This window comes from bacterium (genome assembly GCA_035945995.1).
Taxonomy (GTDB): domain Bacteria; phylum Sysuimicrobiota; class Sysuimicrobiia; order Sysuimicrobiales; family Segetimicrobiaceae; genus DASSJF01.
Genome location: DASYZR010000058.1, coordinates 1 through 11,484, shown reverse-complemented (window position 1 = coordinate 11,484; position 11,484 = coordinate 1). Strand labels below are relative to the sequence as shown.

The following is an 11,484-nucleotide window of genomic DNA, read 5'->3' as shown; positions in this document are numbered from 1 at the left end:
GCCTTGTACGCGCGGTAGGCGTCGCCGAACCTCCGCTCCAGATACGCTTCTTCGAGCATGGCGTTCCGATCGACGATCACCATGGCGACCGGTAGCAGCACGAGTGCACCCAAGAGGGACGCGGCGAGCGCGATCCCCGCGTAGATAAACGCCATCGAGAGGTAGAGAGGATTCCGGGTGAATCGGTACGGGCCGGTGACCACCAAGGCGGTTGTGGGCCGGTTCGGATTGGGACTCGTGCCGGCGCGGCGCAGTGCGATAATCCCGGGCAGCCCGACGCCGACGAACCCGACGATCGCCATCCCCCAGCCGATCGCCCGCACCGTCCCGGCGAATTCCGCGTGGGGGAGGACCCCGTGCAATCCAAGGCCGACGACGAAGAGGCCGACGAAGACGAGCGGCGCGGGAAGGTGCGCTCCTACGGTCTCGCTGTGCTTTGACATTCGGATCACCCTCATTGTTAGATCACCAAACCCGACTTCCAGACCGACATCGCTAATCGTCTTGTCGTTCTCGGCAAGCAGGCTCGCCGCGCGACGAAGGCGGCAACGGACGAGATACTGATGGGCCCAGGGCTCGTCCAGAGGTCAGTCCAATCAGACGAGCCAACATGAGAACGCTTACCTAATGGCCGCCAATCCATAATTGTCGGCGTTGGGGGTACCTTCGCGGTAGCTGCCTCGTCCCGACCGCCGTGCCTAGGGTTGCACTGGTTCACCGCCACAAGGGGCCCGCAAGAACTGCAGCCCCGTGACCTTGCTCGCGCCCGGCGCGTGCGGCCCCTTCACGAACCGAAGGATCGAGCACGTTCCCACCGACCGAGGCGAATGTCGCCTCGGTCGTGTCGTCTGGAAATACCACCTCGACTCGCGCACCGCCGTCGCGTAACGTCTCTATCGCGGTCTCGAGCGACACTACGCAAATCGGAGGGACGCGGGCCCTGAGCGTGAGGATAAGCACTTGATCGTACCCGGCCGCCAGATCCGCATTGTCGATCGAGTAGACCCCGCCGTCCATGTAGCGGTGACCTTCGATGGTGACGAGCGGCCAAATCCCCGGTACCGCGCTACTGGCGGTCACCGCGTCGATCAGGTCGACACCGCTGGCTTGGTCGAAGGCGCGCCGGTCACCGCTGTCGGCATCGACCGCAACCACCAGGACTTTCTGCCCGGGCCAGGTACGTACCGGAAGACGAGAGGCGATCATGTTCCGGCGCTCGGACTCAGATGCGGATGGCATTGCCAAGCCCAGCGATCCGAGCCGCTTCAGGATGTCGATCGTCCCGCCAGCCCCCTCCTTTGCGTGCACGTACGAGGCGCGCCATTGCCTGAAGTCGACCGCAGGGACTGGCTCCTTCGTCTGCAGCTTCGGATCGACTTGGGTCTGGAACAACTCCTCGAGTGCCAGCCCGCTTGTGATCTGGACCGCAACACTGGATCCGGCGGACGTTCCTACAAACAGATCCGCATTGCGAACGTCAATGCCCGCGTCGGCCAAGCCCACGATCACCCCGAGTTCCCAGGCGTTCGCGGCGTGCCCTCCGGCCCCAAGGACCAAGGCGCGTCGTACCATCACGTCCCCTCCCTCCCGGTGGACGGCCGATGGGAAACACACGGGAACTTCATTCCTGATCGCTGGCGACGCGGAGAACGATCTTCCCAGACCGATGGCGGCCGAGGCTACGCTCGAACGCCTCGCGGACTGCGGCAAGCGGAAAGACGCGATCGATTGTCGATCGTAGCTGCCCGCGGTCTGCGAGGCTCGCCAGTTCGGCCAACTGCTCGCGGTTGGGCTTGACGACAAAGTAGGCAGCGCTGATTCCGCGCTCCTGGGCGCGTTCCACCGGCGGCTCCTCGGCGACCGAGACGATCCTGCCACCGGCCCGGACGACAGCGAACGAACGCCGCAGCCTGTCCCCGCCGACCGTGTCGAACACGACGTCCACAGGTCCGACGGCGTCTTCGAAGCGCGTCTGGGTGTGATCGATGACCTCCTCGGCGCCGAGTATGCGTACGCGATCGACGTTCGCGGTGGACGCGGTCCCAATGACGTAGGCTCCGCGCAGGCGGGCCAGTTGGACCGCGAAGCTTCCAACGCCCCCGGCCGCGCCGTGGATCAGCACCCGCTGCCCCTGCGTAAGGCCGCCGTGCTCGAAGAGGCCCTGCCACGCGCTGAGCCCAGCCAGTGGGATCGCCGCGCTCTCGACGTGATTCTGTGTTCCAGGCTTCGCGGCGAGGACGATCGCCGGCGCGACCGTGTATTCGGCGGCGGCGCCGTTTCGGTCGAAGCCGCTCAGCGCGTACACGGCATCCCCGATTGCCACGGTATCGACGGCAGGACCGACCGCAGCTACGACCCCCGAGAACTCGTATGAGGGGACCGCGGGAAGACGATCGACGGGCCAGGTGAGCTCGTCGCGGGTGATCGCGGCCGCGTGCACTCGCACCAGTGCTTCGCCGGGCCCGGGCCGCGGGGTCTCGAGCTCCTCGTAGACGAGGTGTGCGGGATCGCCCGCCGCGTGCAGCCGCACCGCGCGCATGACAGCCGCAACCGGCGTCGTCGCCTTCGAGTTTGAACTCGCGCTCGCCATCATAAATCGGTACCTCTCTTGCGAACAGTCCGGAGCGCCGCGCGGGCGAAGACGGGCCACCGGCTTGCGTGCCGGCTCGGAACCTCCACCCACGCTTTCATCGGCCGGCCCCTTCTCAACGGATCGAACGGCCGCGCCCCGGCCAGCGCCAGCGCCCGTGTGCGCGCGACGCCGCCGAGCTTGAACACCATCGCCTCGCCGAATCGACCGGCGAAAACCTTGCCGTGGATCATGAGGCTCGGATTGCCAAAGATCGTTCCTCTGACAGCCGACGCATTGCGTACAAGGGCCGACGCGAGGGAATCGTACTGGCCCTGGGCGTTCCTGGTCGTGGTCATCCACCGTCACCATCCCGTGAATCTCGAATCGCTGCGCATCGTGACGCGATTCGTGCAAGGCCCATGGTAGACCAAAAATGGATCATCCAAGAAGATCCATTTATGATATTCTGTTTGTACCACTTCTATGCCGCGACGAGGGACTGCTGACGAATTGATGCTTCAGCCGCGGGACCCCGGCGTGCCGGCCTACCGCTGGCTATACGCGGCCCTGCGCGGCGAGATCCTGGCTGGCCGCCTGCGGCCTGGGACGCGGTTGCCCGCAACGCGTGACTTGGCCCGGCAATACGGGCTGTCGCGAGGAACGATCGTCAATGCCTTCGAGCAGTTGGAGTCCGAGGGCTATGTGGACGGGGCGATGGGCTCCGGCACGTATGTCAGCAAGACCCTGCCCGACGAGTTGCTCCAGGTGAGAGGGGAGACCGGCCCGAGTCCGCCGATGCTCCGACGAGCGCGGCGGCGCGTGTCGGACTACGGCCGTCGAGTGACGCTGTTTTCGGGTGTCGAGGTCCGTCCTCCCCGGGCGTTCCGAGCGAATCTCCCCGCGTTGGACGCGTTTCCCGCCGGGGTATGGGCCCGCATCATGGCGCGCTGTGCGCGACATTCGTCATCGCGCCTCCTGATGGGATGCGAACCTATCGGCTACGCTCCACTCCGGACCGCCGTGGCCCGCTACCTCGGGATGTCACGCGGCGTACAATGCATGCCGGATCAGGTCGTGATCGTCTCCGGAGTCCAAGAAGCGCTCGACCTGGTGGCGCGGCTCTTTCTCAATCCGGGGGATCGTGTCGGCATGGAGAACCCCGGGTACCCTGGCGCGGCCGTCGCGTTCGAATCCGTCGGCGCGAGACTCTCGTTCGTGCCCCTCGACGATCAGGGCATGCTGGTCCGCGACCGGAGCCTACGGGGCGCGCGGCTGGTCTATGTGACTCCCGCGCATCAGTTTCCACTGGGTATGACGATGAGCCTGCCGCGGCGCCTTCAGCTGCTGGAGTGGGCTGGAAAATTCGACGTGCTCATCTTCGAGGACGACTACGATAGCGAGTACCGCTACTCGGGACGTCCGGTGCCGGCGTTGCACGGGCTTGATCGAGCGGGGCAGGTGTTCTTCGCCGGAAGCTTCAGTAAGGTGTTGTTTCCGTCGCTTCGTCTTGGATATCTCGTCGTTCCGTCAGACGTGGTGGACCGCTTCGCGGCCGCGAAATCCGCGATCAGCCGTCACGCGCCGCTCCTCGAGCAGGCGGTGCTGCACGAGTTCATCGCCGAGGGGCATTTTGGACGGCACCTCCGGCGCATGCGGGAGCTGTACGCGGAACGGTTGGCGGTGCTGTTGGCGAGCGGCCGGCAGTATCTCGCGGGGTTGCTGGAGATCTCACCGATCGAGGCGGGATTGCAAACCGCCGGGTGGTTGTGTGATGGGGTCGACGGCGAGGGGGCGGCGGCCGCTGCTGCGGTCCGAGATGTCGAAGTCACGCCGCTGAGCCGCTATCACCGCGGTCCTGTCGATCGCGAGGGACTGCAGTTGGGGTTTGCCGCAGTGGACGCGAGGGAAATCAGGCGCGGAGTTATCGACCTCGTGGCTGCCCTCGAAACCGCCCGCGACGCCGGTCGTCGTCGGGCCCGCGGTGAACACCAGATTTGACATGTCCACGGGAGATCGGACGCAAAGATGCAGGACCATAGCAAGCGCTGGGATCTCCGAATCCGCCGGTACGACCTGTAGAGCATCCGGCCCAGATCAACCAGATCGACAGGGGCGCTGTTGGCCAAACTGCGGTCGCCCTGCGCCCACACGAACTCCGCCGGGTTGAGTTCGGGGGTGTAGCTTGGAAATTCTTCCACCTGCACCCGTAGGCGCTGCCGGAGAAAGAGCGTGGCCCCTCGACGGCGATGGATGGAGCCTTGATCCCACAGGAGGGTGGTGGGGCCGCGGATGTGGCGGAGCAGGTACACGAGGAAGATCCGGACATCCAATCCGTCCAGCGCCCGGGGGCGGAACTGAAGATACAGCGCGATGCGCCTGCGCCGGGGAGACACCGCCAGGGCCGTGATGGCCGACGCGCGGTCATGTTTGTAGAGGTGATAGACAACGGGGGTTCGGCCGCGGGGCGCCCAGGTGCGGGTGACGTTGGGGATGAGCAAGAACCCCGATTCGTCCACGAACACGAGATGGGCGCCGCACCTTGCGGCGTTTTCTTATATGCGGCCAGCGGTGCCGCTTCCAGCGCGTGATCGCCCCTTCGTCTCGTTGCAACGCGCGCCGCTCCGATTTCTGGCAACTCCAGTCCATGCTGTGCAGAAGCCGCCAGACATGACAGGGATGGTACCGTACACCAAACAGGCGCGCGATCATCTCCGCGACGCGTGTGAGCGTCCAGAGGTCGGTGGCATTAGCCGGCGGCCAACGGACCCTTCAGGAGCGCGCGCTCAAGCGGTGGACGATGGTCGAAGCGTTCGGAACACAGAACAATTTCGATCTAGTCGCCCGCGATCTCGCGGGTGCCACGCTCGCGTTGGAACTAAAGTGGCTCGGACTCTCTTCACGGGGGCCAAACGCGGAGTTTCAGCGATTCATTGGACAGTGCACGCTGGGCAGCATCCCGCTTTGACGCCGTAATCGGCGTCTGCGGGTTTCACGGCGCGCGAACCCAAGAACTACGTCGGGATAACGCTCGATGTGGCGGCAACCGTCAGGCGGTTGGGAGTACAACTCGTCATACTCACGGCCGCGGCTCGACGAGTTAGATCGGGCGTGTGATCATCCGCGCACAACCCGGTAACTCGATCTTTTGGCGCCATACGCCCTTACCAAACAGCATACCATGTGTGATATACTGTTTTTGTGGAAGTGTACTTGCATCAGGGCGCACGAGCGGAGCTCGATGCGTTGCCCGCGGCGGAGCAACAGGCGATGGACCATGCGATTGAGAAACTTGCAGCGCTCGGGGCGCAGCTCCCATTCCCACACGCGAGCAAGGTGCGGGGAGCCGCCACGCTGTTCGAGTTGCGCCCACGAGCCGGGCGGAGCCGCTGGCGGGCGTTCTATCGACAGGTTGGTACGAAAATGGTAATTGCAGCCATTGGTCCGGAATCTAAGGTGGATGCCCGCGGCTTTACGCGTGCGGTCGCGGCGGCTGAGAAGCGCCTGAAGGATCTTAAGGAGGTAGGATAGCGTGGCCACAAAGCTGACGCTTGTCAGAGCGAAGGATGTTCTTGCGAAGCACCTTGAGCGCCCGGAGTTTCGGGCTCGTTGGGAGCAGTCTGCCCTAGCCCGGGCCGTGGCTATTGCGGTCGTGGAGTACCGCGCCAAGCATCGGTTGACTCAGACGCAGCTCGCTCATCACCTTGGTGTTCGTCAGCCGCATGTCGCGCGACTCGAGAACGGAGAACACACCTCATCGATCGAGATGCTCCAGCGGCTTTCTCGGGTGCTGGGACTCCGTTTCATCGTCGATGTGTCCCCGGCCCGGCGAGGAGCACCCACGAGGTCCCTGAGTTTGCCGCCCGGGGTGAAAGTCATGGGAGACGTCGTCGCCGGCGGGAGCCGTGTCCGGGTCGCCGCCGGATAGCTCGGCTGGCCTGTCGTCAACTTGATCCTCAACACGGCGGCTCATGACGCCTACCACGCCGGCCAGGTCCGGTACCTTCGAGCGCTACTTGGCGCCCTGAACGACGAGATGGTGACGCGCCTCGTCAAGCAGCGAGCAATTCCGGCAGGGCCAATCGAGGCGGCGTTTCGCGCCGTCGCCCGCGACCATTTCCTTCCGAGCGTGCCGTTGGAGACTATCTACAGCGGCGAAGCAGTGATCACGCGCCGGGCATCCGACGGAAATCCGATCAGCTCATCAAGCATGCCGGAGATCATGACATCGATGCTGCAGCAGCTTGACGTGCAGACGGGCCACCGCGTGCTCGAGGTTGGGGCGGGGACCGGCTACAACGCAGCCCTCCTGTCGGCGCTGACGGGATCCGACGGCGAGGTCACGACCATCGATATCGACGAGGCAATCGTTCGGGAGGCACGGGAGCGTCTCGACGTGGCGGGGCACCCGGCCGTTCGCACAGTCACAGGCGATGGCTGGCTCGGTGCGCCGGAGCATGCCCCTTACGACCGGATCGAGGTCACCGTCGGCGTCTCGGATCTATCGCCGTCGTGGCGCGCCCAACTCAAGGACGGTGGACGACTCGTTGTTCCGTTGTGGCTGGCGCGAAGTAAGCAATTCGCGGTCGGGTTCCAGAAGGACGGTGACCGGCTGCGGAGCGTTGCGGTCACGGATTGCGGGTTCATGCGTCTCCGCGGTCCTCACGCGGGTCCGGAGACGTACGTGACGGTGCACGGGCGGACAATCGGACTCGATGAACCGACCCTGCCCGCGTCGCCATGCTCGAGGCGCTCCTTGCGCGTGAGCCGTGCGCCGAGGCAGTTCCTCCCGCTCCGTGGAGGTGGACCACCCGTCTGCTGCTGGAAGAGCCGCTCGCGATCGCCCTGTCGTTACGTTGGGCAAAGGGAGACCGTCGATGGCCGCCATCACAGCAATTACGCCTACAGTATGTGCGTTACTTGGCATCGAGCCTCCAAGCCTCTCGGGTTTCCAGGCCTTGCCGGAGGTTCTCGAGGCGAGGCAAGCACAGTTAGGAGCCCGACCCGTCCAGCGGTGCCTCCTCTTTTGCCCGGATGCGATCGGCGCGTGGCTGCCTGAGAGGTATCCCTCCATGTTCGACGAGGTAGCGGCACAAGCTCCGCTGCGCGTGAGGCTGCAAAGCGTAATTCCGCCGAAGACGCCGGTGTGCTGGGCCTCCGTGTTCACCGGGGCACTCCCCGCGATCCACGGTATCCGGCCTGTGAGTCCTCGGCCGACGTTCCATGGTGACACGCTGTTCGACGCTCTGACCCGTGCCCGGAAGAACGTCGCCATCGTGGCGGTCACTGACTCGAGCATGGACAGGGTCTTCCGCGGCCGAGACGTGGACTACTTCGCCGAACGCTACGACCGTGAGGTTACCGATCGCGTGCTCAACCTGCTGACCGAGGGCATTCACGACGTCATCGTTGCCTACCAGCAAGAGTATGATGACGTGATGCACCAAACCACGCCGGAGAGTGCCGAGGCGCTCCGCGCGGCAGAGCACCACGTGGAGGCCTTTCGCGTTGTCGCCGACGCCTTCTCGACTCGGTGGCGCCCCTACGATCGCGCGATCATGTGGTTGACCGACCATGGCACCCATGTGGATGCCGCCTCCGGGAAGGGGACGCACGGCGATGATATCCCCGAAGATATGGCCGTGGAACATTTCTTCGGGTTTCAGCCCGCACGCTAGATAACTTTCGTGAAAGGCGTATTGGCACTACCCGTGCCAGGATGCAGCGACCTGGGGGAAGTGGTGAGGTCATGGCCGTAAGCCGCACTATTGTGGACTTCGCACACTTTTTCGATTATCTTGTGCTCGCCCGCCACCGTCTGCTCCAGTGGGTCGCGGACGCACGGGTGGAGGTCTACACTCGTGCGTTCCCGGTTGGCTTAGGGTCAATCCGCGGCACGGTCCTGCACGTGGCCGATACTGAGTGGCGCTACGTGCAACGGCTCGTGCGCCGAGATTACATGCGGGCGGACTCGCCGTTTGCGCCAGAAGGCCTTGCTGCCCTGCCGCAGTTTGCCGCATCGTCCTACCCCGCTGCTTGCCGACCCGGTGCACGCGCCAGCAAATAGAAGGCGGCGATGTGCGTGATCATCAGTAGAGGCACGTAGATGATCGGGATCGCGTAGGTGGCGCCCAACTGCCCCGCGAGCGCGGGGAGGCCGACCTGGGTGCCATGATAATAGTCGACGATGATGTCTACCGCGCCAACGACATTGAAGGTGACGACGAAGAGCGTGAAGAGCGGACGTATCCTTACTGAGAGAAGTGCCAGGATGGCCAGTATCCCTGTTGCGAAGTCGCCGTAGGCGGCGAACTCAGCGAAACCAGCGGGCAGATTCGGGCCGATGACTCCGGGAAGGATAAAGACGAGCCCGAAGAAGCGGAAGCTGTGCAGAGTGGCGATGGCGCGTTGCGCTTCAACCCGGTCCATTGCCTTGAGCCTGGGCCAGAAGTAGGCGCCGAAGCAAAGCAGCCACGCGACGTAGCCTAAAACGAGATGCAGTTGGAAGATGATTTGCGGCGACATTTGACCCTCCTCCTCGCATGAGATGATATGGGGAAAGATGGATATTCTCGTCACGGCAGAAAATCTGTATTTGAACCTGCAAATCCGATAAGCCGAACGGGTGGGTCGGGACGCGAACTCACTGTTGGCGGCCTTGAGCGCGGACAGTTGAGAGCGTCTTCATGGTGACACAGTTCGGGCCTCGAGTCCGTTGTGCAGTGACCCGGTGCGCTTGGGCTGCCGCGAGTTGTTGCGAAGCAGACCGATGAGGGAGTAGGAGTGGGTGAGGAGCTCTCGCGGCACCGCGTAGACTGGGATGAGGACGGTGGGGAACACGATGCCGCCACCCGTGAGCGCGCCGAGCGCGAAGGCGTTGACGAGATCGGCCACGCCGAAGAGGTTCCAGGCTATCGCAGCGCCGCGAGCATAGGGCTTACCCGCATACCACCAGTACGCGACCAGCGGCGCCAGAACCCCGGTCAGGACGTCTCCGATGCCAGCAGGAATCGCAAATACGCCTGGCAGTTGGCCCTGAATATACCGAACCAGGAAGACCCCGCCGAGGATTCTGAACGTTTGTATGCCGATCAGCCAATGCTGGGGGATACCGGCAATGATGCCGCGGAATGTTTGCGAGAGAAGGAAGAGGTATCCGATGGCAAGCGTCGCGATGAGCGTCAAGGGGATTCGGGGGGGCCAGACATCGTTGCGGAAGACGTTCTGCGAGGCCAACAGCACGATCGCAAACAGCCACGCTCCGAACACGATTGCTGAAGAGATGATCCAGAGTCGCTGTCGCGACTCATCTCTGGGGAGGGTGCGGATACCGACATAGAAACCTACCCAGTAAAGTGTCGACGAGATCGACTGCAGGATGACCTGGATGAGAATAAGCGTCACTGTTCGATCCTCCAAACGATGCCATGCGCTGCGAGTCCGACTTTCAATTTAACCGCTTAACCGCGTCGCTACTATCGCGTCCAGCAACCCGTCCTGGACCGGGTAGGCAAAGTAGATTGATGAGACTCCCACCGCGGCACGTCGCACCGAATTGATATCGAGGAAGTCGCCCTCGAAGATCACGGCGCCGAGCACGCCAGCAGCATCTCCGACACGTGTCGTCCGGTCTTGCCTTGCCGGCCGCCGACGCTCCAGTGACGAGAACCGGTTGATCCGCCATATCGCCGCCTCCCTGTACCCAACCTTGAATGGTACCGTGCGGTACCATATACTGGAATATAGGGTACTCACCGGTACCATGTCAAGGGGGGAAATTGTATGAAGACGAGATCGACATCGAAGCAGCGATGCCAGGGCGATGGCGAAACTTCAATCCGCGGGCGCATTCTCGACGCGGCCTTCTCGGCGTTCATGGAGGGTGGTTATGCGGACACAAGCACGCGCGAGATCGCAAGGCGCGCGCGTGTGTCCAAACGAGAGCTCTACGCGCTGGTCGGCAATAAGAAGGAGATGCTCGCCGCATGTATCAGCGAGCGCGCCAACCGGCTGCGAGTACCCGCTGATCTGTCTGTGCCGCGCAACCGGGAGTCCCTCGCCCACGTGCTGGCTTCGCTCGGAACGCAACTCCTACGGGAGATCAGCGACCCCGCGGTCATTGGTGTCTTCCGGGTCGCGATCGCAGAGGCGGTTCGGGCGCCCGAGATCGCACGAGTGCTCGATTCAATCGGACGCGAGACGAGCCGCGCCATCGTGCGGAAAATTATGGCTCAGGCCCGGTCGGTCGGGCTTCTGGCCGGCCATCCTGCTGAAATGGCAGAGCAGTTCGCCGGGTTGCTGTGGGGCAACTTGATGGTCAGCCTAATGCTCGGCGTTGCCGATCGGCCGACGCCTCGTGACATCGCGCGACGCGCACGCTGCGCCACCACTGCTTTTCTGAAGCTTTATCCCGAACCGAATGATCCCCCGCAGGGCGTTGTCTAGTGGATGTCATCGGAGGTGCAAACAATGACACGTGTCCCGAGAAGACACGGTTGAAGTGAAGGCCCGGCATGGAGATATCAAATCGCACCGTCATTGCGAACCGGCGTCCAAACTGGGCCCTGACTCACGTATGGTGCAGGTTTGGCGAACTTGTTCAGGCGGCGCCGAGAAGAATCGAATCCTACTCCTCACATTTCTGGATACTATTATTCTTACTCTCCTACTACTATTACTATTGTAGGATTTGATCGTAGTTGGCCATTTTGCCCGGGGATATTTGGTCATTTCGGGCCCCATGACCCCTAGGACGACCGGGATAGATGGCCATTTCCTTGGGCGGCCGGAGATCCCGCGTTGAGGTTGGGGCGCGACAGGATCGCGAGACCCAGGTTAGACCCAGCGCCGCACCCGGGCCTTGTACGCGCGGTAGGCGTCGCCGAACCTCCGCTCCAGATACGCTTCTTCGAGCA

Annotated in this window: 10 protein-coding genes; 4 read left to right on the top strand and 6 right to left on the bottom strand. The window is 63.4% G+C overall.

Annotation, left to right across the window (positions count from 1 at the left end):
- The 4 genes from VGZ23_05560 to VGZ23_05545 all read right to left on the bottom strand — a co-directional run.
- Positions 1-443 (bottom strand): isoprenylcysteine carboxylmethyltransferase family protein (locus tag VGZ23_05560; protein HEV2357062.1); only part of this gene is annotated, 443 nt, incomplete at its 3' end.
- 271 nt (positions 444-714) lie between these two features.
- Entirely contained in the window at positions 715-1,572 is an 858-nt protein-coding gene (locus tag VGZ23_05555) for a patatin-like phospholipase family protein (GenBank protein ID HEV2357061.1), read from the bottom strand.
- 49 nt (positions 1,573-1,621) lie between these two features.
- Positions 1,622-2,539, bottom strand: coding sequence for an NADP-dependent oxidoreductase (locus VGZ23_05550; protein ID HEV2357060.1), 918 nt, complete (start codon positions 2,537-2,539; stop codon positions 1,622-1,624).
- A gap of 50 nt (positions 2,540-2,589) precedes the next feature.
- Positions 2,590-2,928, bottom strand: a complete 339-nt coding sequence (locus VGZ23_05545) for a hypothetical protein (protein ID HEV2357059.1) — start codon at positions 2,926-2,928, stop codon at positions 2,590-2,592.
- 157 nt (positions 2,929-3,085) lie between these two features.
- Between VGZ23_05545 and VGZ23_05540 the strand changes: the two genes are divergently transcribed.
- The 3 genes from VGZ23_05540 to VGZ23_05530 all read left to right on the top strand — a co-directional run bounded on the left by VGZ23_05540 (position 3,086) and on the right by VGZ23_05530 (position 8,247).
- Positions 3,086-4,570 carry a PLP-dependent aminotransferase family protein gene (locus VGZ23_05540; protein ID HEV2357058.1) on the top strand — a complete coding sequence of 495 codons (1,485 nt, stop codon included), beginning with the start codon at positions 3,086-3,088 and terminating at the stop codon, positions 4,568-4,570.
- Between the two features lie 742 nt (positions 4,571-5,312).
- Positions 5,313-5,537 (top strand): hypothetical protein, encoded by a 225-nt coding sequence (locus tag VGZ23_05535; GenBank protein ID HEV2357057.1) that lies wholly within the window; start codon positions 5,313-5,315, stop codon positions 5,535-5,537.
- A 2,104-nt stretch (positions 5,538-7,641) separates the two neighbouring features.
- On the top strand, positions 7,642-8,247 hold the full coding sequence (locus tag VGZ23_05530) for a hypothetical protein (GenBank protein HEV2357056.1): 606 nt from the start codon (positions 7,642-7,644) through the stop codon (positions 8,245-8,247).
- A 346-nt stretch (positions 8,248-8,593) separates the two neighbouring features.
- Here VGZ23_05530 and VGZ23_05525 read toward each other — a convergent pair whose 3' ends face one another.
- Together VGZ23_05525 and VGZ23_05520 are read right to left on the bottom strand one after the other, a co-directional pair.
- Positions 8,594-9,094: a hypothetical protein gene (locus VGZ23_05525; GenBank protein HEV2357055.1), complete on the bottom strand. Its 501-nt coding sequence runs from the start codon at positions 9,092-9,094 to the stop codon at positions 8,594-8,596.
- A gap of 159 nt (positions 9,095-9,253) precedes the next feature.
- Positions 9,254-9,973, bottom strand: coding sequence for a hypothetical protein (locus tag VGZ23_05520; GenBank protein HEV2357054.1), 720 nt, complete (start codon positions 9,971-9,973; stop codon positions 9,254-9,256).
- A gap of 378 nt (positions 9,974-10,351) precedes the next feature.
- On the opposite strand from VGZ23_05520, the gene VGZ23_05515 reads away from it, so the two are divergent.
- Entirely contained in the window at positions 10,352-11,014 is a 663-nt protein-coding gene (locus tag VGZ23_05515; protein HEV2357053.1) for a TetR/AcrR family transcriptional regulator, read from the top strand.
- The last annotated feature ends 470 nt before the right edge of the window (positions 11,015-11,484 follow it).